At 66.4% G+C, this 23,749-nt stretch carries 30 protein-coding genes; 14 read left to right on the forward strand and 16 right to left on the reverse strand.

The window, feature by feature from the left end; translation table 11 throughout:
* Nucleotides 1–9 precede the first annotated feature (9 nt).
* Nucleotides 10–978: a proteasome assembly chaperone family protein gene (locus tag G6N42_RS04475; RefSeq protein WP_163726643.1), complete on the reverse strand. Its 969-nt coding sequence runs from the start codon at nucleotides 976–978 to the stop codon at nucleotides 10–12.
* Nucleotides 979–1,104: 126 nt separating this feature from the next.
* Complete coding sequence (gene sthA, locus G6N42_RS04480) at nucleotides 1,105–2,511, reverse strand: Si-specific NAD(P)(+) transhydrogenase (protein ID WP_163736966.1); 1,407 nt, start codon at nucleotides 2,509–2,511, stop codon at nucleotides 1,105–1,107.
* Between the two features lie 151 nt (nucleotides 2,512–2,662).
* On the opposite strand from sthA, the gene G6N42_RS04485 reads away from it, so the two are divergent.
* Together G6N42_RS04485 and G6N42_RS04490 are read left to right on the forward strand one after the other, a co-directional pair.
* On the forward strand, nucleotides 2,663–3,343 hold the full coding sequence (locus G6N42_RS04485) for a DUF5642 family protein (RefSeq protein WP_232076071.1): 681 nt from the start codon (nucleotides 2,663–2,665) through the stop codon (nucleotides 3,341–3,343).
* Between the two features lie 97 nt (nucleotides 3,344–3,440).
* Nucleotides 3,441–4,478, forward strand: coding sequence for a DUF4192 domain-containing protein (locus tag G6N42_RS04490; RefSeq protein WP_163726646.1), 1,038 nt, complete (start codon nucleotides 3,441–3,443; stop codon nucleotides 4,476–4,478).
* On the opposite strand, the gene G6N42_RS04495 is transcribed toward G6N42_RS04490, so the two are convergent.
* From G6N42_RS04495 to G6N42_RS04505, 3 genes are all read right to left on the reverse strand, one after another.
* On the reverse strand, nucleotides 4,475–5,170 hold the full coding sequence (locus G6N42_RS04495; RefSeq protein ID WP_163726649.1) for an iron-dependent transcriptional repressor DtxR: 696 nt from the start codon (nucleotides 5,168–5,170) through the stop codon (nucleotides 4,475–4,477). The genes G6N42_RS04490 and G6N42_RS04495 overlap by 4 nt on opposite strands.
* Nucleotides 5,171–5,294: 124 nt before the next feature.
* Nucleotides 5,295–6,254, reverse strand: coding sequence for a sigma-70 family RNA polymerase sigma factor (locus tag G6N42_RS04500; RefSeq protein ID WP_163685927.1), 960 nt, complete (start codon nucleotides 6,252–6,254; stop codon nucleotides 5,295–5,297).
* A gap of 147 nt (nucleotides 6,255–6,401) precedes the next feature.
* Nucleotides 6,402–6,803 carry a DUF3099 domain-containing protein gene (locus tag G6N42_RS04505; RefSeq protein ID WP_174262011.1) on the reverse strand — a complete coding sequence of 134 codons (402 nt, stop codon included), beginning with the start codon at nucleotides 6,801–6,803 and terminating at the stop codon, nucleotides 6,402–6,404.
* Between the two features lie 66 nt (nucleotides 6,804–6,869).
* Here G6N42_RS04505 and G6N42_RS04510 point away from each other — a divergent pair, with 66 nt between their 5' ends.
* A complete protein-coding gene (locus G6N42_RS04510) occupies nucleotides 6,870–7,106 on the forward strand; it encodes a DUF3039 domain-containing protein (RefSeq protein ID WP_197905520.1) in 237 nt (78 codons plus the stop codon).
* On the opposite strand, the gene G6N42_RS04515 is transcribed toward G6N42_RS04510, so the two are convergent.
* Complete coding sequence (locus tag G6N42_RS04515; RefSeq protein WP_232076072.1) at nucleotides 7,096–8,097, reverse strand: YihY/virulence factor BrkB family protein; 1,002 nt, start codon at nucleotides 8,095–8,097, stop codon at nucleotides 7,096–7,098. The genes G6N42_RS04510 and G6N42_RS04515 overlap by 11 nt on opposite strands.
* Before the next feature lie 64 nt (nucleotides 8,098–8,161).
* Entirely contained in the window at nucleotides 8,162–8,353 is a 192-nt protein-coding gene (locus G6N42_RS04520) for a DUF7455 domain-containing protein (RefSeq protein ID WP_083123673.1), read from the reverse strand.
* Between the two features lie 130 nt (nucleotides 8,354–8,483).
* Here G6N42_RS04520 and G6N42_RS04525 point away from each other — a divergent pair, with 130 nt between their 5' ends.
* Nucleotides 8,484–8,843 carry a DUF952 domain-containing protein gene (locus tag G6N42_RS04525; protein WP_163726657.1) on the forward strand — a complete coding sequence of 120 codons (360 nt, stop codon included), beginning with the start codon at nucleotides 8,484–8,486 and terminating at the stop codon, nucleotides 8,841–8,843.
* A 24-nt stretch (nucleotides 8,844–8,867) separates the two neighbouring features.
* Here the strand turns inward: G6N42_RS04525 and G6N42_RS04530 are convergent, their stop codons facing one another.
* On the reverse strand, nucleotides 8,868–9,233 hold the full coding sequence (locus tag G6N42_RS04530) for a RidA family protein (protein ID WP_163726659.1): 366 nt from the start codon (nucleotides 9,231–9,233) through the stop codon (nucleotides 8,868–8,870).
* Between the two features lie 81 nt (nucleotides 9,234–9,314).
* Here G6N42_RS04530 and G6N42_RS04535 point away from each other — a divergent pair, with 81 nt between their 5' ends.
* Complete coding sequence (locus G6N42_RS04535; protein WP_163726661.1) at nucleotides 9,315–10,097, forward strand: hypothetical protein; 783 nt, start codon at nucleotides 9,315–9,317, stop codon at nucleotides 10,095–10,097.
* A gap of 6 nt (nucleotides 10,098–10,103) precedes the next feature.
* Here G6N42_RS04535 and G6N42_RS04540 read toward each other — a convergent pair whose 3' ends face one another.
* Nucleotides 10,104–11,237, reverse strand: coding sequence for a methyltransferase (locus G6N42_RS04540; protein WP_163736973.1), 1,134 nt, complete (start codon nucleotides 11,235–11,237; stop codon nucleotides 10,104–10,106).
* A gap of 84 nt (nucleotides 11,238–11,321) precedes the next feature.
* On the opposite strand from G6N42_RS04540, the gene G6N42_RS04545 reads away from it, so the two are divergent.
* Together G6N42_RS04545 and modA are read left to right on the forward strand one after the other, a co-directional pair.
* The gene (locus G6N42_RS04545; RefSeq protein ID WP_163726663.1) at nucleotides 11,322–11,726 is read left to right on the forward strand and encodes a TOBE domain-containing protein; all 405 of its coding nucleotides are present in this window, start codon (nucleotides 11,322–11,324) and stop codon (nucleotides 11,724–11,726) included.
* A complete protein-coding gene (modA, locus tag G6N42_RS04550; RefSeq protein WP_163726665.1) occupies nucleotides 11,726–12,484 on the forward strand; it encodes a molybdate ABC transporter substrate-binding protein in 759 nt (252 codons plus the stop codon). Before G6N42_RS04545 ends, modA begins: the two co-directional genes overlap by 1 nt.
* A 15-nt stretch (nucleotides 12,485–12,499) precedes the next feature.
* Here the strand turns inward: modA and G6N42_RS04555 are convergent, their stop codons facing one another.
* Entirely contained in the window at nucleotides 12,500–14,038 is a 1,539-nt protein-coding gene (locus G6N42_RS04555; protein WP_163726667.1) for an RNA polymerase sigma factor, read from the reverse strand.
* 201 nt (nucleotides 14,039–14,239) lie between these two features.
* A complete protein-coding gene (ppgK, locus tag G6N42_RS04560; RefSeq protein ID WP_163726671.1) occupies nucleotides 14,240–15,046 on the reverse strand; it encodes a polyphosphate--glucose phosphotransferase in 807 nt (268 codons plus the stop codon).
* Between the two features lie 158 nt (nucleotides 15,047–15,204).
* On the opposite strand from ppgK, the gene G6N42_RS04565 reads away from it, so the two are divergent.
* A complete protein-coding gene (locus G6N42_RS04565) occupies nucleotides 15,205–16,053 on the forward strand; it encodes an inositol monophosphatase family protein (RefSeq protein WP_163736976.1) in 849 nt (282 codons plus the stop codon).
* A gap of 32 nt (nucleotides 16,054–16,085) precedes the next feature.
* Here G6N42_RS04565 and cei read toward each other — a convergent pair whose 3' ends face one another.
* Nucleotides 16,086–16,742 (reverse strand): envelope integrity protein Cei, encoded by a 657-nt coding sequence (gene cei / locus G6N42_RS04570; protein ID WP_163726674.1) that lies wholly within the window; start codon nucleotides 16,740–16,742, stop codon nucleotides 16,086–16,088.
* Nucleotides 16,743–16,906: 164 nt separating this feature from the next.
* On the opposite strand from cei, the gene G6N42_RS04575 reads away from it, so the two are divergent.
* The gene (locus tag G6N42_RS04575; RefSeq protein WP_024445904.1) at nucleotides 16,907–17,209 is read left to right on the forward strand and encodes a DUF4193 domain-containing protein; all 303 of its coding nucleotides are present in this window, start codon (nucleotides 16,907–16,909) and stop codon (nucleotides 17,207–17,209) included.
* A 5-nt stretch (nucleotides 17,210–17,214) separates the two neighbouring features.
* Here the strand turns inward: G6N42_RS04575 and G6N42_RS04580 are convergent, their stop codons facing one another.
* The gene (locus tag G6N42_RS04580; protein ID WP_163726677.1) at nucleotides 17,215–17,694 is read right to left on the reverse strand and encodes a DUF3093 domain-containing protein; all 480 of its coding nucleotides are present in this window, start codon (nucleotides 17,692–17,694) and stop codon (nucleotides 17,215–17,217) included.
* 25 nt (nucleotides 17,695–17,719) lie between these two features.
* Between G6N42_RS04580 and dut the strand changes: the two genes are divergently transcribed.
* A complete protein-coding gene (gene dut / locus G6N42_RS04585) occupies nucleotides 17,720–18,184 on the forward strand; it encodes a dUTP diphosphatase (RefSeq protein ID WP_163726680.1) in 465 nt (154 codons plus the stop codon).
* 1 nt (nucleotide 18,185) lies between these two features.
* Nucleotides 18,186–18,932, forward strand: coding sequence for a DUF3710 domain-containing protein (locus G6N42_RS04590; protein WP_163726683.1), 747 nt, complete (start codon nucleotides 18,186–18,188; stop codon nucleotides 18,930–18,932).
* Between the two features lie 58 nt (nucleotides 18,933–18,990).
* On the opposite strand, the gene G6N42_RS04595 is transcribed toward G6N42_RS04590, so the two are convergent.
* Nucleotides 18,991–19,689, reverse strand: coding sequence for an alpha/beta hydrolase (locus tag G6N42_RS04595; RefSeq protein ID WP_163726686.1), 699 nt, complete (start codon nucleotides 19,687–19,689; stop codon nucleotides 18,991–18,993).
* Nucleotides 19,690–19,825: 136 nt separating this feature from the next.
* On the opposite strand from G6N42_RS04595, the gene G6N42_RS04600 reads away from it, so the two are divergent.
* From G6N42_RS04600 to G6N42_RS04610, 3 genes are read left to right on the forward strand one after another with little or no spacing between them, the layout of a single operon-like run.
* The gene (locus tag G6N42_RS04600; protein ID WP_163726689.1) at nucleotides 19,826–20,197 is read left to right on the forward strand and encodes an OB-fold nucleic acid binding domain-containing protein; all 372 of its coding nucleotides are present in this window, start codon (nucleotides 19,826–19,828) and stop codon (nucleotides 20,195–20,197) included.
* Nucleotides 20,194–20,907: a DUF3159 domain-containing protein gene (locus G6N42_RS04605; protein ID WP_174262012.1), complete on the forward strand. Its 714-nt coding sequence runs from the start codon at nucleotides 20,194–20,196 to the stop codon at nucleotides 20,905–20,907. Before G6N42_RS04600 ends, G6N42_RS04605 begins: the two co-directional genes overlap by 4 nt.
* A complete protein-coding gene (locus G6N42_RS04610; protein WP_163726692.1) occupies nucleotides 20,891–22,378 on the forward strand; it encodes an MFS transporter in 1,488 nt (495 codons plus the stop codon). Before G6N42_RS04605 ends, G6N42_RS04610 begins: the two co-directional genes overlap by 17 nt.
* Here the strand turns inward: G6N42_RS04610 and G6N42_RS04615 are convergent.
* Both G6N42_RS04615 and G6N42_RS04620 read right to left on the reverse strand, forming a co-directional pair.
* A complete protein-coding gene (locus G6N42_RS04615; protein WP_163726695.1) occupies nucleotides 22,359–23,024 on the reverse strand; it encodes a potassium channel family protein in 666 nt (221 codons plus the stop codon). The two genes, G6N42_RS04610 and G6N42_RS04615, sit on opposite strands and share 20 nt — an antisense overlap.
* Nucleotides 23,021–23,695: a potassium channel family protein gene (locus G6N42_RS04620; protein ID WP_163726698.1), complete on the reverse strand. Its 675-nt coding sequence runs from the start codon at nucleotides 23,693–23,695 to the stop codon at nucleotides 23,021–23,023. The genes G6N42_RS04615 and G6N42_RS04620 overlap by 4 nt, the downstream gene beginning before the upstream one ends.
* Nucleotides 23,696–23,749 lie beyond the last annotated feature (54 nt).

Here is a 23,749-nt window from a genome sequence, read left to right on the forward strand (position 1 = left end):
GGACGGGCGCTATTTGGCGTCGCCGTCTTTACCTCTGTCCTGCTGCCGGAGGAATCGCTCGAACTCCGCGCCGAGTTCCTCGCCGCTGGGCAGATCCTCGTCGTGGGCGAGCAGCGAGCGGTTCTCCTGGGCCGCGGCGAAAGCGTCGTACTGACGCTCCAGTGCGGTCACCACCTGGGCCACCTCGGTGCTGCCCTCGACCTGCTCGTTGATCTTCTGCAGTACCTCGGCGCCAGCGGCGTCCAGCGCCTGTAAGGGGATCTGGAGCCCGCCGGTCTTGGCCACCTCGGCCAGCAGCACCTCCGCGGCGGCGGGGTAGTCGGTCTGGGCGAGGTAGTGCGGCACGTGCACGGTGAAGCCGACGACCTCGTACCCGTGCTGGGACATCCGGAACTCCAAGAGGTTCGACACACTGCCCGGCACCTGCACCTCACCGACCCACGGCTGGTGTTCGGCGATCAGCTCCTTGTCGTTGGAGTGTGCCGTCAGCGTGATGGGACGGGTGTGGGGGACGGCCATCGGGATGGCCCCCAGGCCGATCACCCGGCGCACCCCGAGCCGCTCGGCCAGCAGCCGCACGGCCGTCAGAAACCGCTCCCACCGCAGGTCCGGCTCCAGGCCGGCGAGCAGCAGAAACGGCGTGCCGACACTGTCATGCATCGCGTAGAGGCTGAGCTCGGGTTCCTCGTAGTGGGTGAAGTGGTCGGTCTTGAAGGTCATCAGAGGGCGGCGCGATCGGTAATCCAGCAGTTCGTCGATCGCGAAGGAGGCCACCAACTCGGTGTCGAGGGTATTCCTGAGGTGCTGGGCGGCCAGCTTGATGGCATGGCCGGCGTCGGAAAAGCCCTCGAGCGCATGGATCAACACCGGACCGCGGCCATCGGGCGACGTCAGCTGCGGGGCTGGAAACTCCAGCTCGTACATGCCGGTCTGGTCCGGTTGGTAACGCTGCTCGGGTTGATCAGCTTCGTCCGCCATCTCCACGCCTCCTCGACGGTGTGAAAAGCGATGATCGCCTTTCCCAACGTGACAACCAGTGTGGCCCATGTTGCGTTCCCCAAACGTACGACCCCGGCCAAATGGCGGTGGTCGACGCGAGAATCGCTAATGGCGAAATTGATTCAGAGCACGCAGTTTGTTCATCACGTCCAGTGCCGCGACCTTGTAGGCCTCCGAGAACGTGGGGTAGTTGAAGACCGCGTCGACGAGGTATTCGATGGTTCCGCCGCAGCCCATCACGGCTTGGCCGATGTGGACCATCTCGGTCGCGCTGGTGCCGAAGATGTGGACGCCGAGCAGCTTCAGGTCGTCCGTCGAAACCAGCAGTTTCAGCATTCCGTAGGAATCGCCGGCGATCTGTCCACGCGCCAGCTCCCGATAGCGCGAGACGCCGACCTCATACGGCAGGCACTTCTTGGTCAGTTCCACCTCGGTGGCACCCACATACGACACCTCCGGGATGGAGTAGATGCCGATCGGCTGAAGGTCGGTCATGCCCTTGGCCGGTTCACCGAATGCGTGATAGGCGGCCAGTCGGCCCTGCTCCATCGAAGTGGCCGCCAATGCGGGAAATCCGATCACGTCCCCGACGGCATAGATGTGGTCGACGCGGGTCTGGAAGTTGCTATCGACGGTGATGCGCCCTCGCCCATCGGTCTGCAGGCCGGCGTTGGCCAGATCGAGGTGTTCGGTCTGGCCCTGCCTGCCCGCGGAATACATCACCGTCTCGGCCGGAATCTGCTTGCCGCTGGCCAGGGTGGTGACCGTGCCCGCGGCGCCGACGTCGACGGCGGTCACCTCCTCTCCGAACCGGAACGTCACCGCGAGGTCGCGCAGGTGGAACTTCAGTGCCTCGATGATCTCCGGGTCGCAGAAGTCGAGCATGTTGTCGCGCTTCTCCACCACGGTGACCTTGGTGCCGAGCGCGGCGAACATGGAGGCGTACTCGATGCCGATCACGCCGGCGCCCACCACCACCATCGTGGCGGGAAGTGACTTCAGGTCGAGGATGCCGTCGGAGTCCAGGACGCGGTCTTCGTCGAACTCGACGCCGGCCGGGCGCGCCGGCTTGGTACCGGTGGCGATCACGACGTGATCCCCGCTGACGGTTGTGCGCTCGCCCCGGGTGGGCTCCTCGACCAGCACGGTGTGCGCGTCGACGAACCGGCCATGCCCCTGGACGAGATCGATGCGGTTGCGCATCAACTGCGAACGGACGACGTCCTGCTCCTTACCGATCACGTGAGACGTGCGGGCGAGTAGGTCGGCGGGGGTGATCTTCTCCTTGACCCGGTAGCTGGCTCCGTAGAGCTCGCGCTGGTTCATGCCGGTGAGGTAGAGCACGGCTTCCCGTAGCGTTTTCGACGGGATCGTCCCGGTGGTCACGCACACCCCGCCAAGCATCCGTCCGCGTTCGATGATGGCGACCGTCTTGCCGAGCTTTGCCGCGGCTATCGCGGCCTTCTGGCCACCCGGGCCAGAACCGATGACGACGAGGTCGTATTCGAGCATGGAACCCATGGCAACAAGGTCTACGCCGGTTGCACGGATCTTGCACGCCGACGGGCGTCAACACCACGTGAAATTAATCGGCCGCTACCCAACCCGGATCTATACGCGCGCCTGACCGGTCGGCGGGCGCAGCGGTGAGACGATGGCGCCGATGGGTGACAGGCTGTCGCGGTGCCTGCGCGGCTGCGCGCTGCTGATGGCCGCGTCGGCGCTCGCTGCATGCAGCCGTGTCGTCGTCGGGGCCTCGCAGCCGGTAGCCGCCGTAGAAGAAAAGGCCTCGGTCCCGGTTGCGCAGCTGCTCATCGAACCCAACCGTTTCCCCCCGCAGTACACGGCGGCGAAACTCGACGACGGCGCGCTGGACCGCGCGTTGCAGGACATCGACGGTGTTCCGAGGGGCGAGGTCGTCACCCCGCCCACCTGCACGCCGCCGGTGATGTGGCACAGCGAGGCCGTTGGTGTCGAAGGGGTCGACAGCGCGACCGCGAGCAGGCTGATCGTCGTCGTGATGCGACCGGTCCCGCCCTTGAGCAGTCGGCTGGAGCAACTGCGTGCATGCCCGTCGTTCGACGTGGGCGCGGGCGAGCAGGCATCGACAGTGGTCGTGACGGTGCTGCCCGCCCCGCCGGTCGACGCGGACGACGTATACGCCGTCGAGCAGACCGTGACGACTGCGGAATCAGAGCGGACGGTGATGACTTTCACGGCCCAAGTCGGCGACGCTCGGGTCAGCGCCAGCTGGCTACAGGACCCAGCGGTGGACCAGGCAGACACCTCGTCGCTGGACGCCCTGTTCCGGGATGCGGTGGTGAAGCTGCGCCGCGACGGATAGCGCCCGTGTCATCCCCAATCGCATTTTTATCCACATGGACGGGCCGTGCGACGTTGTGACGGCTGGGGGAGTCGGCGCCGGGAACCACGGTGGGAGCATGACACCGCATTCGCCCGACTTCAGCCTCAACCGCCCCGGCGTACTGATCGCCGCCCTGCCCGCAGTCCTGGGCTTCGTGCCCGAGAAGTCTCTCGTCTTGGTGACTGTCGATCACGGGGAGATGGGATGCGTCATGCGCGTTGATCTTTCCGATGAGGTGGCTGCATCCGTGGACCACATCGCCGAGGTGGCCGCGAGTGCGCGACCCGACGCGGCGATCGCGGTCATCGTCGATGACGACGGCGCGAGCTGCCGGATGTGCAACGACGACTACCGCCACCTGGCCGCCGCTCTGTCGGCGACACTTGCCGAGCACGGCATCGAATTGCTCGCGGCTCACATCGTTGACCGCGTCGCCGCCGGCGGACACTGGCACTGCGCCGACGGCTGCGGGAATGCCGGAACCGTCGAAGACCCGTCCGCATCGCCGTTGGCCGTGGCCGCGGTACTGGATGGCCGCAGGCTCTATTCGCGGCGCGCGGAACTTCAGGGGGTCATCGCGGTGACGGATCCGGCCCGCAGCGCCGCGCTCGAGGCTTCGATCGGTAGCTGCGATGCCGACCGGTCGGACGCCGATGTGCGGCGCGACGTCGAAATGGCCATCGCCGCAGCGGTCGACGTCGCCGACGGTCAGCCGCTGTCCGATGACGCGGCCGCACGGCTGGCTTGTGCGCTGACCGACCCGCTGGTGCGCGACACGCTCTACGCGCTGGCGGTCGGCGAGGCCGCCGGAGAGGCCGAAGCGCTGTGGGCGCAGCTGTCCCGCACGCTTCCCGAGCCATGGCGGGTGGAAGCGCTTGTGCTGCTGGCATTCTCGGCATACGCCCGCGGCGACGGGCCGCTGGCCGGAGTGTCGCTGGATGCGGCGCTACGGTGCGACGAGACCCATCGGATGGCGGGCATGCTCGACACCGCCCTGCAATCGGGGATGCGACCGGAGCAGATTCGTGACCTGGCCACGACCGGATACCGGTTGGCAGATCGGCTGGGAGTTCGATTGCCGGCCAAGCGCGCGTTCGGGCGCCGCGCGGGTTAGACCTTCTCGACCTTCACGGCGTGCGCCATGTGGTGAGGCAGTTCGACCTGCTCGTGGCCGGGGATCACGATCATGACGCCACCGTGGTCGTTGACCTCGACCGTGACGCGCGCATTGGGCACCACGCCGGCGTCCTTGAGCCGTCCGATCAGCTCGACGTCGCCCTGCACGTGCTCGGTCAGCTGTCGCACGACGACAGCTACGGGCATTCCGGCGGGCAGCTCGGTGAGCCGAACCAGGTTGATCTGGTCGGCGCCCGACTCGCTCGAGGCCAGTCCTAGCTCGGCAAGGCCGGGAATCGGATTGCCGAACGGGGAGGTGGTGGGGTTGTCGAGCACCCGCACCAGGCGGCGCTCGACGTCCTCGCTCATCACGTGCTCCCACCGACAGGCCTCGGCGTGCACTTCCTCCCAGGGCAGCCCGATCACGTCGACCAGGAGTCGCTCGGCGAGCCGGTGCTTGCGCATCACCGCCACGGCCAGTCCGCGGCCCTTGTCGGTGAGCTGGAGATGTCGGTCGCCCGCGACGTGAAGCAGCCCGTCGCGTTCCATCCTGGATACGGTCTGGCTGACGGTTGGACCGCTCTGGTCGAGTCGCTCGGCGATACGCGCACGCAGCGGCACCACGCCCTCTTCCTCGAGGTCGTAGATGGTCCGCAGGTACATCTCGGTGGTATCGACCAGATCGTTCATTTCACAACCCTCCGTCACGGGCGAGTCTACCGGCCAAGGGGCATGAACTGCGCCGCTACGCACCCCGACACGTACAACTAAGAATGCCCGCCGGCGGACCGGCGGGCATTCAGCGAAAACGCTCTCAGCTGGCGTAAGACCGCAACCGATCGGCACGTTCGCCGTTGCGGAGCTTGGCCATCACCTCGCGCTCGATCTGGCGGACGCGCTCGCGGGACAGACCGAATAGCTTGCCGATCTGGTCCAGGGTGCGCGGCTGTCCGTCGTCCAGGCCGAAACGCAAACGGATGACCTGTTGCTCACGTTCGTCGAGCGTGGCCAGCACATGGCGGATATCGGTGTGCAGCAATTCGGAGATCACTGCGTTCTCGGCCGACATCGCCTCGGCGTCCTCGATGAAGTCGCCCAGCGGCGCTTCCTCGTCGCTACCGACCGGCATGTCCAGGCTCACCGGATCGCGGCTGTGCTCGAGCAGATCGGTGATCTTCTCGACCGGGATGCCCGACTCTTCGGCGAGTTCCTCATCGGTCGCCTCGCGCCCCAGATTCTGGTGCATTTCGCGCTTGATCCGGGCGAGCTTGTTGACCTGCTCGACGAGGTGGACCGGAAGCCGGATCGTGCGGCTCTGGTCGGCCATGCCGCGGGTGATCGCCTGACGGATCCACCACGTCGCATAGGTCGAGAACTTGAACCCCTTGGCGTAGTCGAACTTTTCCATCGCGCGGATCAGGCCGAGGTTGCCCTCCTGGATCAGGTCGAGCAGCGGCATCCCGCGACCGGTGTAGCGCTTGGCCAGCGACACCACCAGACGCAGGTTGGCTTCCAGAAGGTGGCGACGGGCGGCTTCGCCGTCCCGGACGACGGCGCCAAGATCACGTTTGCGGCTCTCGCCCAGGCGCTTACGCGTCGCGAGCAAATGCTGCGCGTAAAGACCTGCCTCAATGCGCTTTGCGAGCTCAACCTCATCGGCGGCATTGAGCAAGGCCGTTTTGCCAATGCCGTTCAAGTAGACGCGTACGAGGTCGGCGGCTGGACTTTGGGCGTCCAGATCGCCCTCGATGCGGGTAAGGGTGGCATTTGCCATCACGGCCTCCTGATCGGGTCGAACTGTCATGAGCTATAACGCCCATCTGCCCGTAGGAGTTCCCAAGGATCGGTTGCTTCACACCTTCTGATCTGCGGTTATTCGATCTTGACCTGAGAATGTGCTGAGAAATGCGATAGAAAATCCTCAGTCCGCGAAATCGCGTTGCGAATCGCCCTCACCCGATTGCCGCGTCGAGTGCGCGCGATATTCCAGCGACGGTCGCTCCGCTGTGGGGAACAACGGAATTCGGCGTGCGGACTCGTAGCGACGCGGTTCTTCGGCGCGACGCGGCGGCCGATCGTTGGCGATGAGTACCGCGATCCACGGCAGGGGGATCGACGCCACCAGGATCGCCAGGGAGATGAGCCCGTTCTCCCAAATGCCGTACGCCACCGCGGCGGCGATGAGTGCGGGAATGCGCCAGAACATCAGCGCCAGATACTTGCGTACCCGCTCGCGGTGCTGGACTTCGTATGAGGGTGCGGCCTGGGTGATCAGGATCGGTCGGCCGTCGTCATCGAAACTCAGCTCTGGGCCGTGTTTCATACCTCCACTGTTCCACACTCGGCGTCTCGTATACGTGTCGGAATTCTTACAGGCAAAATGGTTGGCATGCAGACCCAGACGATCGAGCGCACCGACACCGACGAACGCGTCGACGACGGCACCGACGGCGACGCCCCCAAGTTCTTTCATTACGTCAAGAAAGACAAGATCGCAGAGAGCGCTGTGATGGGTACGCACGTCGTGGCGCTGTGCGGCGAAGTGTTCCCGGTGACCAAAGCCGCCAAGCCGGGGTCGCCCGTCTGCCCCGAGTGCAAGAAGATCTACGAGAAGCTCAAGAAGTAGCGGCGTCGGGGGCCCGGTCGGCCGCCGGCGCGTCGTCGTCCCCCGCGAGCACGCCGCGACCGTTGCGCGCCTCGGCCTTCTGCTTGAGCCACAGCCGGACCCGTTTGGCATGCGTTGGGGACGCGGGCCATTCCTCCTGAATTGCGGCGTTCAGTTCGGCGCCCAGCATGATCGCGAAGCCGAGGAAGAAGGCGAACAGCAGGAACGCGATCGGTGTCGCGAGCGCGCCGTAGGTGTAGCCGGTGCTGGTGATCCACGTCAGGTAGACCCGCAGCCCCAATGTCGCCCCCAGGAAGACGACAGTCGCCAGGATCGAGCCCAGGACAAGGCGATGTGTCGGTAGCGGTTCGGGCAGAGCCACCCGATACAGGATGTTCACCGCCACCACCAGCGTGACGAACAGCAGGGGGTAGTAGCCGAAGGCCAGTGCGTTGTCCCAGCTCTGGGGCAGCTGTGCAGCGATCTTGCGCGGCCCGAGTGCGACGAACGGTGCTGCCGCAATCGCCGCCACCAGCATCACCACGTACAGGCCCAGCGCGAAGAACCGTTGCCGCACCGGATGGCGCAGTGGTGTCTGATCGTGGGCCTCGACGACGGAGTCGACGAACGACGAGATGGCCGACGAGCCCGCCCACAGCGAGATCACGAAGCCGATCGACACCACTTCGCCGCGAGCGCCCTTGACGATGTCGCGCACGGTCGGCTCGATGATTTCGTCCACGACGCTGGACGAGAAGAAGCGTTCCGCCGTGCCGATCAGCTGCTCCTGGATGGCAGGCAGCGTCTCCGGGCCGAACAGCGGCGCGATGTACGCCAGACTTCCCAGCATCCCCAGCAGCAGCGGCGGCAGCGACAGCGCACACCAGAACGCCGCCTGCGCCGACTCGGAGAAAATCGAGTCGTCCCAACTCTTCGAGAGTGTGCGCCTGACGATGTGCCTGATGTGGTGGCGCGATGGCGGAAGGGGTAACGGCTGGGACTGGTCGTTCATGTCCAGACCAGCATTCCTGACGACGGCCCGTCTCGCCTAACCAGGCGGGCCGCCGTGTCGGCGGTTATGCCTCCAGCGGGCTGGATTCGAGAACGGCGGCAAGCTCCACCAGCTTGGCCTCATGCTCGTTCGCATGATGCTGGCAGAACAGCAGTTCGCCGCCCGACGGGAGCTTCGCCCGTACGCGAGCCGCGGCGCCGCAGCGATCGCAGCGGTCAGCCTTGGTCAATTCCGGGCTAATGAGCGTTGCGGTCATGGCACCTCCATCGGTTCTCGCGTATCTCTACTGTCTCAGACGCTTTCGGTTTCGGCCTTGTTCCCTAGGGGTTTACCGGTGTGTCGTGTCTCACCGTTATGCCAAGTTGCCGGCGCGTCAGACCCGCGGTATGCCACGCTTGCCGGCTGTGCTGGTCCATATTTGCGGCGCCGAGGAGTGGCGGTCGGCTCAGGACGCCGGTGAGCTACGGCCCGACTCGTTGGCCTTGCACGGTTTCGTACATCTGTCCACGCCCGAGCAGGTGCACCTGCCGGCGAACCGGCTCTACGCCGGCCGCTCAGACCTCGTGCTGCTCCGCGTCGACCCTGCACGCCTGTCCTCTCCGATCCGCTGGGAGCCCGGTGTGCCGAGCGATCCCGATGCGATGGTGTTCCCACATTTGTACGGTCCACTACCTACCAAAGCTGTGATCAGTGTCACGCCGTACAAACCGGGGTCCGACGGCGCTTTTGCGCCGCTCGAGCACTAGGGCCGAGCACGGCGGAAATGGGCCCTAGCCGGCCACGTACGCGTCGACCTCGATCTCCACGAGGTGCTCGGGCGCGATCAGTGCCGACACCTCGACCATGGTCGCCACCGGCATGATGTCGCCGAACACCTCGGCATGGACTGCGCCGACGGCGCGCCAGCGCGAGATGTCCGTCACGTACATCCGGGTGCGCACCACGTCCGCCAAGGAGGCGCCGGCGTCCTGCAAAGCGATCTCTATGCGCCGCAACGCGTCCCGCGCCTGCGCCCCGACACCGTCACCGACGCCTGTGGTGCCCGCGACGGCGACGTATGGGCCCGTCCGCACCGCCCGCGAGTATCCGACCGTGGCCTCGTACTCGGAGCCGGAGGAGACATTGCGGCGCGTCATCAGACACAAAGTAGTCGGCCCTGTGGCTCAGGCAACGGGTTTACAGTTGGGCCATTGACTGACAACCTAAACTGACCCACCGTGGGTATTCTTCTCGGCTTCGCGCCGTGGATCGTCTATTGGGTCCTGGTCGGCAACGTCCCCTTCCATACCGCGGTATTGGTCGCGTTCGCGATTGCCGTGTTGTCGTTCGTGATCGGCCGGGTGAAGGGAACGGCGGGCCGCACGCTCGAGATAGGCGCCATTGCAACGTTTTTAGTGCTGACGGTGCTGACCTTCACGGTGAGCGAGCAATTCATGCAGCAGTGGATGCAGCCGCTGAGCAACGCGGGCATCTTCCTGGTGGCGCTCGGCAGCATCCTCGCGCGCAGGCCGTTCGTCCGTGAATTCGCAGAGGTCGGCCAGCCGAAAGAGATCATCGAGACCGACGTCTTCAAACGCATCACGGCGGTGCTGACGTGGATCTGGGTGGCCGCGTTCGCGGGGATGACAGTGTCGTCGGCCATCCCGCCGATCGTGTACGGCGAGGCGACCATCCTGGACACCAAGACGCCGCTGTCCTTCGTCTGCTACTGGGTCGTTCCGTTCTCGCTCCTGGGCCTGGCGGCGCTGGCGTCACGGCTGCTTCCCGAGCGGATGGCTCCGCCCGACGAGGAGATCGTGCGCAACACCACGTTCGTCGCGTTCGCCGAGGCGGAGATCGACCAGTTGATCTACCTTGCCACCGAGCACGCCAACCGTGAGGTAGGTGCGGGCAAGGAAGCGTTCGACATCAGGATCGGCAGCAAGGGCGTGCCGCTCGTCGGCGACGAGACGCGGGAGTCGTGGCCCTCGACGTACAAGGTGCGGGAGAAGAAGCGCTAACGGCGATCAGGCCGGAGCGGCCTCCACGATCGACATCATCGGCGTCGCGGTGTCGACGACGCGGGTGAGTCGAAACCCGCATCGCGCCAACAGATTGGCGAACTCTGCGCGGGTGCGCTCCCGGCCGCCGGGGGAGACGAGCATCTCCAAGTCGAGCACGGCCCCCCAGTTCGAGGTCGCACGCTCCGGCAGCACGAGTTCGAGCAGCAGCAGTCGGCCGTTCGGCGCGATCGCGGTGCGGACGTTGCGCAGGATCTTCTCGGAGATGTCGTCGTCCCAGTCATGGATGATCGACTTCATGACGTAGGCATCGGCGCCGTCGGGAACCGAGTCCATGAATGAACCCCCCTCGACGGCGCAACGATTCGCGACGCCGGCGGCCTCGAGCACCGGCCCCGCGCCGGCGACGACCGACGGGAGGTCGAACAGTACGCCGCGGGCGGTCGGGGCCGAGCGCAGAATGGCGCTGAGCAGGTTGCCGTGACCACCGCCGATATCGACGATGAGCTTGAAGCCGGAGAAGTCATACACCGGGATCACGGTTTCGTTGGCCAACCTCGCCATCGCCGACATCGCGTCGTTGAAGATCGCGGCCTGCTCGGGCGCCTCGTCGAGATGCTCGAAATATGACTTGCCGTAGAGCTTTTCGGGTGAGGGGCGACCCGTCTGTACCGAATGCAGCAGCTCGCCCCATTCAGCCCAGTGCTCCGGGGATCCGATGAACAGAACCATCGACCGCAGGGAATTGGGTGCATCGGCGCGCAACGCTTCGCCCATCGCGGCCAACTCGAACCGGCCATCGGAGAGTTGGCGGAACACATCCCGGCCGGCGAGCATGCGCATCAACCGGAACACCGAGTCCGGGTGTCCGCCCACTTTGGCGGCTACCTCGTCGGCCGTCTTGGGGCCGTTGGCGAGTTCGTCGGCGATGCCGAGCTTGGCGGCCACGTAGAGGGCCTGGGACACCCAGGCGCCCTGCGCCGTCTCGAGCAACGCGATGTAGCCGGGCACCATCGCGCGGTTGACCTTCTGCAGCGCGGTACGGGCGGACTCGATGATGCGGACGACGCGGGCGGGCGGGACTTTTGCGGGCTTCTCAGACACGGAGGGAAAGACTACCGGTCGATAGCGGCGCTTCATTCTTTGCCGCATACGCGGATGGATATTCTCGATTTGCTCCGTGGGTACGGTTATCTGGTCGAATAGGTTAGGTACGCTTCGGCCGTGCCGGAAATTCGCGTCCGTGAAGCAGCCGAACTCTTGGGGGTCAGCGACGACACCGTGCGCCGCTGGATCGATGACGGCGCCCTAACCGCTCACCTCGATGCGTCGGGCCGCAAGGCGATCGACGGGGCCGCGCTGGCCGCGTTCGCCAGGGCCAACGCGAGTGTGGCGCCCAAGGACCCGCTCAGCGTCGCGAGTTCGGCGCGCAACCGCTTCGCCGGACTGGTGACAAAGGTCGTCACGGACACCGTCATGGCCCAGGTCGAGATGCAGTGCGGGCCGTTCACCGTCGTCTCGTTGATGAGCACGGACGCCGTACGGGAACTGCAGCTCGAGCCGGGCAGCGTGGCCGTTGCGGTTGTGAAGGCGACCACCGTGATCGTGGAGACGCCCGGGGGCCAATGATGAAGCACTCCAAGGTTTTTGCATCGGCGGCGACGTTGGCGTTGGTGTTGTCGGCGTGCGGATCTGGCGACGAGCCGGTGGACGGTCAGACAATCATGGTGTTCGCGGCGGCCTCACTGAAGTCGGCGTTCACCGAGATCGGTGAGCAGTTCAACACCGACAATCCGGGGACGACGGTGGAGTTCTCGTTCGCGGGCTCCTCGGATCTGGTCACCCAGCTGACACAGGGCGCACAGGCTGACGTCTTCGCGTCCGCCGACACCCTGAACATGGACAAGGCGGCCCAGGCGGGACTGCTGGACGGCGAACCGGTCAACTTCGCATCCAACACACTGACGATCGCCGTCGCACCGAGAAACCCGAAGCGGATCAGGTCATTTCAGGATCTGACGAAGCCCGGGCTCGCCGTGGTGGTGTGCGCGCCGCAGGTGCCGTGCGGTTCGGCGGCCCAGCGGGTCGAGAAGGCCGCCGGCGTGGATATCAAACCAGTGAGCGAGGAAGCGTCGGTCAGCGATGTGCTGAACAAGGTGACGACGGGCCAGGCCGATGCGGGGTTGGTATATGTCACCGATGCGGCCGGGGCTGCGGGCAAGGTCTCCGCGGTCCAGTTTCCCGAGTCGGCTGACGCGGTGAACATTTATCCGATCGCCGCGCTCAAATCCTCCGAACACCAGGGACTGGCGCGCAAGTTCATCGATGCCGTCACGGGCCAAGCCGGCCAGAAGACGCTGAGCGCGGCCGGCTTCGCCCAACCCTGACCTACCGTGCGGGTACTAATCCAGGTAGTCGCGCAGCACCTGAGAGCGGCTGGGGTGGCGCAACTTCGACATCGTCTTGGACTCGATCTGGCGGATGCGCTCACGCGTGACGCCGTAGACCTGACCGATCTCGTCGAGGGTGCGCGGCTGGCCGTCGGTCAGGCCGAACCGCAGCCGAACCACACCCGCTTCGCGTTCCGACAGGGTCTCCAGCACCGACTGCAGCTGATCCTGCAGCAGCGTGAAGCTCACCGCGTCGACCGCGACGACTGCCTCGGAGTCCTCGATGAAGTCGCCGAGCTGCGAATCGCCCTCGTCACCGATGGTCTGGTCCAGCGAGATCGGCTCACGCGCGTACTGCTGGATCTCCAGCACCTTCTCCGGCGTGATGTCCATTTCCTTGGCCAGCTCTTCGGGAGTGGGCTCGCGGCCCAGGTCCTGAAGCAGCTCACGCTGAATGCGGCCGAGCTTGTTGATCACCTCGACCATGTGCACCGGGATGCGGATGGTGCGGGCCTGGTCGGCCATCGCGCGGGTGATCGCCTGCCGGATCCACCACGTCGCGTACGTCGAGAACTTGTAGCCCTTGGTGTAGTCGAACTTCTCGACTGCGCGGATCAGACCGAGGTTGCCCTCCTGGATGAGGTCCAGGAACGCCATACCGCGGCCTGTGTAACGCTTGGCCAGCGACACCACCAGACGCAGGTTCGCTTCCAGCAGATGGTTTTTGGCGCGGTCGCCGTCACGGCAGATCCACGCCATGTCGCGGCGCTGCGCAGCGGGCAGCTTCTCGCCCTTGTCGGCGAGTTCAGCCATCAGCTGGGTGGCGTACAGACCGGCCTCGATGCGCTTGGCGAGCTCAACCTCTTCTTCGGCGTTGAGCAGTGCCACCTTGCCGATCTGCTTCAGGTAGGCGCGCACCGAGTCGGCAGACGCCGTCAGTTCGGCGTCCTTGCGGGCCTGCCGCAGAGCCTCGGATTCCTCTTCGTCCCAGACGAAGTCGCCCGACGCCTTGTCCTTTTCGCTTGGCTCGGCGATCTCCTCGTCGTCGGTCGCAGGCGCCGCCACCGCGACCTTGGGGGCAGGCTTGCCGGCCGCGCCTTCCTCGGCCTCGGCCGCGACGGGCTCCTCGTCGTCGACTTCGAGGTCTTCCAGATCGACGTCCTCTACTTCGAGGTCACCGTCGGGCTCCACCTCGACGTCGTCGTCTGTCTCGACCTCTTCGACCTCGCCGTCGACCTTCGTCGCATCCGCCTCAGGCGATGTGGCCTTCTTGGCCCGGCCGCGAGTCGCCGGCGCGCCGTCGCTCTTGGTGGCCTTGGCGGCCCGTTTGGCGGGCGCGGCCTTGGTCGCCGCCTTGGTGGGCTTGGTCGCGGTGGTCGCCTTGGCGGCGGTCGTGGCCTTGGTCGCCTTCGCGGCAGGAGTCGTGGCGGCCCGCTTGGCTGGTGCCGAACCGTTGGCGGTCTTCGCCGCCGGGGCCTTCTTGGCCGGGGTCTTGGTAGCGGTGCGCTTCACCGGCTGATCGATTGCCGGGCTTGCCTTTGTCGCTGCCACGTCACCCTTTCGTCGTACTTCGTTCCGGTGGGCAGTGCGGATCCCAACGCAGGCTGGGGTCATGCGCCATCGAAAAATGTCGGCTGTCGAATATCGGCGGTTTGATCTCGCCGCTATCCGGGCTACGGCCGCCGTCGTCCATTGTAACGACAGTGTGTGCCACTGCCGCCTTGAGCGGCAAATTCGATGGTTTCGGCGCGGCTACTTGCCGGTAGCTGTGACATCGACCGCAGCGGCCATCGCCGCGCCGACGATGCCGGCCGTGTTCTGCAAAGCAGCGGCCACCACCGGTGTGCGGTTCTTCAGCAGCGGAATCCACTTATCGGCTTTTCGGCTGATGCCGCCGCCGGCGATGAACAGGTCCGGCCAGATCGCGTTTTCGATCGCTACCAGGACCTTTGTCACCTCTTGGGTCCAGCGCTCGTAGCTCCAGTCCTTCTTTTCCTTGATCGAGGACGCTGCGCGATGCTCGGCCTCCTTGCCGCCGACCTCGAGGTGACCGAACTCGGTATTGGGCAGCAGCACGCCGTTGTGGATGACCGCCGAACCGATGCCGGTGCCGAAGGTGAGCAGCACGATGACGCCCGTGTTGTCCCGGCCCGCGCCAAACCTTTCTTCGGCCAGCCCGGCTGCGTCGGCATCGTTGAGCACGGTCACCTGCTGGCCGTCGAGTGCCTTGCTGTAGAACTCGCTGGCATTGCTGCCGATCCAGCCCTTGTCCACATTGGCGGCGGTGCGCACGATGCCGTCGGTCACGACGCCCGGATAGGTGACCCCGACTTTCTCGGTCCAACCGAACTCGCGGACCACCGCGGCGACGGTCTTGCTGACCGCTTCGGGGGTTGCCGGCTGCGGGGTCTCGAGCTTGAAGCGGTCTCCGATCAGCAGACCGGTATCGAGATCGACGATGCCGCCCTTGACGCCGCTTCCGCCGACATCGATGCCGAAGCCGCGGCGTTGGCCCGCGCCGGTGGCCGCCGCTTCTGCGGCTGAATCGTTGGCTGTCATCGGCGCTCCTCTGGATCGGCCCGGCACTGCGATGCGCCACACACCTTAGTGGCTAGGCAAAACTCATGGGCGATCCCTCGGTAACGCGCGGGCCCAGTCGCGCAACCGGTTAGCGAACAGGCTCCCCGCGCGCCGCTGCACTGTGCTGCGATGTGCGGGTGGTCGAAAACGACACCCCGGCGGGCCGGGAATCCCTGACCGATCCCGTGCTACTGCGCTCGGTGGCCGAGCAGCTGGCCACCGAGGCGGCCGCATTCGTGCGTGCGCGCCGCGCCGAGGTTTTCGGCGATCGGAACACCGTCTCGCCGGTCCGGGCGAAGAGCACCCCGACCGACCCGGTCACCGTTGTCGACACCGAAACCGAGGCGCTCCTGCGCGACAGGCTGGCGGTCCTACGTCCGGGGGAACCCGTGATGGGTGAGGAGCAGGGCGGAACGAACGACGGACGGTTGACGTGGGTGCTCGATCCGATCGACGGCACCGTGAACTTCGTGTACGGCCTCGAGGCATACGCGGTCTCGGTTGGCGTCCAGCAAGACGGAGCATCGGTGGCCGGCGCGGTCGCGAACGTCGCCACCGGCGCGCTGTACTCCGCTGCCGTGGGTCACGGCGCCGGCCTGCAACACGGGGGAGTCACGACGCGGCTTCGGGCCAGTGCCGCCACCGAACTGTCGATGTCGTTGGTAGGCACCGGCTTTTCGTATGCCGCTGAGAAGCGGAGCCGGCAGGCCGAAATCCTCACCACGGTGCTGCCCGCCGTCCGCGATATCCGCCGTTTCGGGTCGTGCGCGCTCGATCTCTGCATGGTGGCGGCCGGCGGTCTGGACGCCTATTACGAAGACGGCGTGCATGTGTGGGACTGGGCCGCGGCCGCATTGATCGCCGCAGAGGCCGGGGCGACACTGCGACTGCCGGCCAGTGACGGCACGCCCGGCCTGATCATCGCGTGCGCACCCGGCATCTCCGACGCGCTTGCGGCTGTGCTGAACCGGGCGGGTGCGGTTTAGCCAAACCCGTTGGGCGCCAGTGAGTTACGTATCTAGCAGGTGCTGGAATGAATCTTTTCCAGCAGTGCCGCATCGGCAGTCTGCGTCGCGTCGGGGCGCAGGCTGGCCAGTACGGCGTCGATGTCGTCGCTGTGGCTCAGTTCGGTGAACTCCGTGCCGATCGCCAGGTCGACGGTGTCATCGGTGCGCTCGTCTTCGAACAGTTCGGTGCACGGCGCGACGAGCCACACGGCGGCCGCGGCCGCCCGGCCCGAGGGTCCGAACCGAATCTGGCCCTGGCATGTCAGTCGGGCGCTCGCATACACGGCGTCGTTGGCCGCCGTCGGCTCGGCGAAGCCCTGATCGCGAAGTGCGCCGGCCACCTCGGCGGCCTGGCCGCCCTGCCCGCTCGCGTTGAGCACCCTGATCTTGGTGTCGGCGAGCTTGGCCGGGGTGACGTCGACCATCTCGCTACGGGTCAACTGCTGGCCGAGCGCCGGCGGTGGGTTGTTCGCGTCGGCCGGCGGCGGCGGGGGATTGCACGCGGCGGTCTCCTCCACCGCGACCGGCTGGTTCAGGGCGATGACCCAGATCGTCAGCGTCACGACGGACAGGGCGACGAGCGCCAGAATGCCCGGCAGGTAATTGCGCCGCCGGAATGGGCGGCCATGCTTGTCGAATGCCGTACCCTCGGTGATTTGCGCGACCACGAGAGCACTCTAGAGGTCCCGTCGCTGCGACCTTAAGGTGGCATCCCAGAGACTGTGATGTAAATCACAGTGCAACGTGTTTCATTCCGGGCACGAATCATTTGGTGGATGCGTTCGACGCTGGTACAAAGCACTGCTGCAAGATTTGATGGAGGGGACAGGAAATGGCTACCGATTACGACGCCCCCCGGCGTACCGAAACCGATGACGTTTCGGAAGATTCGCTGGAGGAGCTGAAGGCGCGGCGTAACGAGGCCCAGTCCGCGGTTGTCGACGTCGACGAATCCGAATCCGCCGAATCATTCGAACTGCCTGGTGCCGACCTGTCCGGCGAGGAGTTGTCGGTTCGCGTCATCCCGAAGCAAGCCGACGAGTTCACCTGCTCGAGCTGCTTCTTGGTCCATCACCGCAGTCGGCTCGCCAGCGAGAAGAACGGCGTGATGATCTGCACCGATTGCGCCGCCTGACGGCTTCAGGAACTACGCAATGCCGCCAGCACTCGGTCGGGGCGGCGGGAGCTCACCAGCCAATACGGCGTCGGATCATCCGGGTCGTCGAGAACCAACAAAACCATGGGGCCTACCCACGCCTTATGCACGACGTAGGCGGCCGGGTCCAGCTGACGGCCCAGAGCCGCGGATTTCGCGCTGCGCGGAACTTCGGTGGACCTGGAGATGACGCCGACGGGCAGATGTGCGTCACCGACCCACAGCTCGGTTTCGCCTTCACCGGCGACCACGCGCAGTTGCGTGCTGCCCAACATCAACAGCGCCACGGCCGCGACCGGCAGCAATACGGCGTAGGGCAGCCACACGGGAATCGCCGGCACACCCTGGTTGACCTCGAGTCCGATCAGCGCGGCCAATCCCAGGCCGGGCAGCCACCACCACCACGGCACCATCAGCCGTTCGCGGTAGCGGACGGTTTGGGACGTGGCGCGCGTGTCGGACACGCGGCCAAGAGTAATCTCTGACGTCGTGTCCACCACTCTCGCGGTCGTGCGCCTGGACCCCGATCTGCCCATGCCGAGTCGTGCCCATGAGGGCGACGCGGGTGTGGATCTGTACAGCGCCATCGACGTCGAACTGGGTCCCGGTCAGCGTGCGCTCGTGCCGACCGGCATCGCCGTCGCCATCCCCCACGGAATGGTCGGACTGATCCATCCGCGCTCGGGTTTGGCTGCCCGCGTTGGACTTTCGATCGTGAACAGCCCAGGCACCGTCGACGCCGGATACCGCGGCGAGATCAAGGTGTCACTGATCAATCTCGACCCTGCCGAGCCCATCGTCGTACACCGCGCAGACCGGATCGCGCAGCTTTTGGTTCAGCGAGTCGAACTGCCCGACCTGGTCGAGGTGACGTCGTTCGACGAGGCTGGTTTGGCAGATACTTCCCGTGGCGGCGGTGGCCACGGTTCCTCCGGCGGACATGCGAGTTTGTGAAATGGCATTCGGTAGGCAAAAAGACGTGAAGGACAGTGGCGATGAGGTCACCTCGACGGGCGACGCCGACGTCGAGCCGGACGGACCGTTCGACATCGACGACTTCGACGACCCGGCGGTCGCGGCGGAAGGACGTCTGGACCTGGGCTCGGTGCTGATTCCGCTGCCCGAGGCCGGACAGGTGCAGGTGGAGCTCACCCCGCAGGGTGTGCCCAGTGCGGTGTGGGTCGTCACGCCCAACGGCCGGTTCACCGTCGCTGCCTACGCTGCCCCGAAGTCCGCCGGTCTGTGGCGTGAGGTCGCCGGTGAATTGGCGGAATCGCTGCGCAAGGATGCCACCCAGGTGTCGATCAAGGACGGCCGGTGGGGCCGCGAGGTCGTCGGTGCCGCAGCGGGTGCTCAGGGGGCCGGCGTCGTGCGGTTCATCGGCATCGACGGCTATCGCTGGATGATCCGGTGCGTTGTCAACGGGCCGGAGGAGAACGCCGAGGCGCTGGCGAAGCAGGCGCGAGACGCCCTGGCCGACACGGTGGTTCGCCGCGGCGACACCCCGCTGCCGGTGCGCACCCCGCTGCCCGTCGAGCTGCCCGAACCGATGGCGAACCAGCTGCGCGCAGCCGCCGAACAGGCCGCGGCTCAGCAGGCGCAGCAGGCCGGCGGGCAACCGCCCGAGGGGCCGACGCCGACCGCGCGCCGCAGCGAGCAGGGTTCGGCCATGCAGCAGTTGCGGACCATCACCGGCGGCTAACGAATTCGGCGCGCCAAACGACCGTGGGGGTGCATTGGCGCACCCGATTCGCAAAGAGTCACGCCTCCAGCAGCGCGGACACGCAGGCCGCGCCCAGCACCGCGGGGTCGGCGCCCAACTCGTCGAGCGTGATCGTGTGCAACGAAGCGCGCGGAGCCGCCGTCATCCACTCGACGCCCACCTCGACGGGGTGCACTGGATCGTCCGTCGCCGCGGCAATCCCCATGGGGACCGCCAGCTTCTCCAACTCGCTGCACGTCGGCGCGACGTAGGCCGCCGCGGCGTCCATCGCATCGGGCAGTCCGGGCCACTGGCCGACCCACGAGCGGGTCAACTCGTCGGCCAGCCACTGCGGGCTGCCCGCGCGCATCTGAGCGGTGGCCGAGGCCAACCCGTCGCGTCGCAGCACACTCGCGGAATGGCGTGCAGCTATCGCTGCCGGCGCTGTGTCGGGGGCGCCCGTCCAGGCCGGCAGGGCGGCGAGGACCGCTACCGCGCGGCCGGGATGAGCAAGTGCCCAGGCTGCGGCGACCGCGGCGCCGATGGACACTCCGCCGACGGCGATCGGGGCCGTGCGCGCCGCGTTGTCGAACGCCTCGCGGTACCCGTCGATCAATCGCTGCGGTTGCGGCTTGGGGGTGACCACGACTGCGCCCTCGCCGTGCAGGGCATCCGAGAACGCCCGGTAGACGAAGTCGTCATCGGATCCGGTGCCGGGCAGCAGAATCGTCGTGACGCCGCGGAGAATGACGCTCATCACACGATCGTGCCCTGCGAACTGCCTGATCGGCGCGTCGCCCCACCTTGCGTGGCAGATCGGAACCAAGAGGTCTACCGTGGCGTTGTTCGGGGTATAGATCAACGGTAGATCTGCAGAACGTTCAGGAGACGCCATGGCTACGGCCGAAGGGTATCTACGCCGACTGACCCGGCGGCTGACTGAAGCCCCGGAACAGCTCGACGTCGACGAGCTGACTGACGAAGCGGCCAACACCGGCGCCTCCAAAGCCATCGACTGTCAACGCGGCCAGGAAGTCACGATGATCGGCACCCTGCGCAGCGTCGAATGCAACGGCAAGGGCTGCGCGGGAGGTGTCAAAGCCGAGATGTTCGACGGCACCGACACCGTGATGCTGGTCTGGCTCGGCCAGCGCCGGATCCCCGGCATCGAATCGGGTCGCACTCTCAAGGTCCACGGCCGGGTCGGCAAATTGGACAACGGCACCAAGGCGATCTACAACCCGCACTACGAGATCCAAAAGTGAGTGACCCCGGAACCGAACCGGGGAAGCGTTCCAGCAAGGCACACGCCGTCCTCGAGCAAATGGGCGGCGTCAGCGGACTGATCTACTCCTCCCTGCCGGTCTTGGCATTCGTTCCGGTATCGCAGTTCTTCGGGCTCACCGCGGCTGTCTACTCGGCCCTTGGCATCGCCGCCGTCATCCTGGTGTGGCGGCTGGTGCGGCGCGAGTCGACCCAGCCGGCGATCTCCGGCTTCATCGGCGTTGGCGTCTGCGCCGGAATCGCCTACTTCATGGGTGAGTCCAAAGGCTATTTCCTGCTTGGTATTTGGTCATCGTTGATCTGGGCGTCCGTCTTCGCCCTGTCGGTGCTGATCCGCCGTCCCGTCGTCGGCTACGTCTGGGGCTGGGTCAACGACCACGACCGCGACTGGCGCAGCGTGCGCAAGGCGGTGCGCGCGTTCGACGTCGCGACGGTGGTGTGGGTCTTCGTCTTCGCATCCCGCTTCGTCGTGCAGCACCACCTCTACGACGCCGATCAGACAGGCCTGCTGGGCGTCGCCCGCATCTCGATGGGCTGGCCGCTGACGGCGGTGGCGGCGCTGGTGACCTATCTGGCGATTCGGGCGGCACAACGCGCGATCCACGCCGAAGCCTCAGAGGCCGAAGTCGTTCCGGATAGCACGCAGCGCGAGAATCCGGGCGTGACGCAGCCGGATGCCCACTCAGCCTGACGATCCAAGCCCGAGTCGCGCCGACGACAGCGATAGGTCGCTCGTCGCGGTCGCGGTGCTGGCGTCGTTCGTCGCGTTTCTCGACGGGTCGGTGGTCAACCTGGCGCTGCCCGCCATCGAGCGTGATTTCGGCGGCGGCCTGGCGCTGCAGCAGTGGGTGGTGGACGGGTATCTGCTCACCCTCGGCGCGCTGATCCTCGTCGCGGGAGCCATCTCCGACCAGTACGGCCGCCTGGCCGTGTTGCGGACGGGCCTCATGATTTTCGCGGTGTCCTCGGTGGTGTGTGCGTGGGCGCCCACCGGCTGGGTGCTCGTCGCCGCTCGCTGCATGCAGGGCATCGGCGCAGCGTTCCTGGTGCCCAGTTCGCTCGCGATGATCAACGCTCGCTTCTCTGGGTCGGCGCAGGCTCGCGCGATCGGAACCTGGACCGCTTGGACCGGAACGGCTTTTGTGGTCGGCCCACTGCTCGGTGGCGTGTTGGTCGACGCGCTGAACTGGCGGTGGATCTTCGGAGTCAACCTCGTCCCGTTGGCGATCACGCTGTACCTCACGACCAGGTTGCACCCCGGGGAGTTCACCGCACTTAGTCGGTCGGCGCGCGTCGACGTCGTCGGAGCTGGGCTGAACGCGGTCGGACTCACGGGCGTGGTGTACGCCCTGATCGAGGGGCAGCGCTTGGGCTTCTCGCATCCAGCGGTCGTCGTGGCCTTGGTGGTCGGAACCGCCTGCTTGATCGCATTCCCGTTGTGGGAGTGGCGAACACCCGATCCGATGATGCCGCTGCATATCTTCGCCGCCCGCAATTTCGCGGTCGGAAACCTTACGACGGTGTTCCTGTACGCCGGCGTCTCACTCGGCATGCTCGTCATCGGGCTGTTCCTTCAGGAGACCGCAGGCCTGTCGGCGACGGAGGCAGGACTGGCCACTCTGCCGGTCCCGGTGCTGTCGTTTCTGCTCGCGCGCCGGTTCGGCATGCTGGCAGGGCTCCACGGTCCGCGACTGTTCATGGCGATCGGGCCGCTGATCGCGGCGATCGGCTATCTGTTGATGTCCCGGGCGGCCGAGCCGTTCGACTTCTGGACACAGATGCTGCCCGGACTGGTGGTGTTCGGCCTTGGGCTGACGATCACTGTGTCGCCCCTCACCGCGGCGATTCTGGCCGCCGTCGATCCTGCGCAGAGCGGCATCGGCTCGGCGGTCAACAATGCGGTGTCGCGGATCTCGGGGCTGATCGCGATCGCATTCACCGGTGTGATCATCGGCGGCACAGTCGATTTCGAAGGATTTCGGCACGGCATGCTGGTGACGGCGGGACTCTTCATGCTCGCCGCGGTGATCTCGGCGGTGGGTATCCGCAACGACCAGTGCGATCTCGGCCGCGTCTCACCGGAGTCGACGGCTCCGTGCTACGACCGGGCGACCCCGCCGCCGGCATACCCGCCGCGTTCGGTCAGCGCGCCTCGGGATTGAGCAGGAGCTCCTGCAGTCGATCCTCGACCTCGGTGACCGCGACGAACAGCAGCTCGTCGCCGCCTTCCAGCGGCTCGTCGCCCTCGGGCACGATCACGCGCGGACCACGCAGGATCGTCACCAGAGTCGCGTCGCGCGGCAGCTCGAGACGCTTGACGGGTTTCCCGCCCCACGGCGTGTCGTCGGGCAGGGTGATCTCCACCAGGTTCGCCTGACCCTTGCGGAATTCCATCAGCCGCACCAGATCGCCGACCGCGACGGCTTCCTCCACCAGGGAGGCCAGCATCCGGGGTGTGGACACCGCTACGTCGACGCCCCAACTCTCGTCGAACAGCCACTCGTTGCGCGGGTCGTTGACGCGGGCAACCACCCGCGGCACGGCGAACTCGGTCTTGGCCAGCAGGCTGACCACCACGTTGACCTTGTCGTCGCCGGTGGCGGCGATCACGACGTCGAATTCCTGCAGGGTCACCGACTCCAGCACGGTCAGCTCGCAGGCGTCGCCAAGACGCCATTGGGCCGCGGGAATCGCGTCGACGTCGATGTGGTCGGGGTTGCGTTCGAGCAGCGTGACCTCGTGGCTGTCGACGAGTTCCCTGGCGATCGAACGCCCTACCGCGCCTGCTCCTGCTATGGCGACCCTCATTGCGCCTCGACGTCCTCGCTGGGCGGCAGCGCCGCGATGGCCAGCGCCTCGGCGATGTGTCCGGCGATGGCGGCCATGAACACCTGATCGCCCGCCTGGACGACGGTCTTGGCGTCGGGCAGGTAGCCCTCGCCGAAGCGGATCAGGAACGCGACTCGGCCGCCGGTGGCGTTCTCGAGGTCGGTCAGGCGTCGGCCCATCCATTCCTCATGCAGCGCCAGCTCGGTCACGCCGACGTTGCCCGACGGATCGCGCCACTTGGTGGTCTCGGTTTCGCGGGTCAGCACGTTGAGCAGCCGATCGGTCGTCCACGGCACGGTGGCGACCGTGGGAATGCCCAGCCGCTCGTAGACGGCGGCGCGTTTGGCGTCGTAGATGCGGGCGACCACGCGCTCGACGCTGAACGTCTCGCGGGCCACGCGCGCGGAGATGATGTTGGAGTTGTCGCCGGAGGACACGGCGGCGAACGCACCCGCGTCCTCGATACCGGCCCGCAGCAGCACGTCACGGTCGAATCCCATGCCCAGCACCCGCTCGCCCGGAAAGTCCGGGGACAGTCGGTGAAACGCGGTGCTGTCCCGATCGATGACCGCGACGTCATGGCCGATGCGGGCCAGACTGTCGGACAGCGAAGCGCCGACGCGGCCGCATCCCATCACCACTACTCGCACCTGTTGGTCCCTTCCGGTCGAACCTGCGCACTCGGAACGCTACAACCATTCACC

This window comes from Mycobacterium gallinarum (assembly GCF_010726765.1).
GTDB lineage: Bacteria > Actinomycetota > Actinomycetes > Mycobacteriales > Mycobacteriaceae > Mycobacterium > Mycobacterium gallinarum.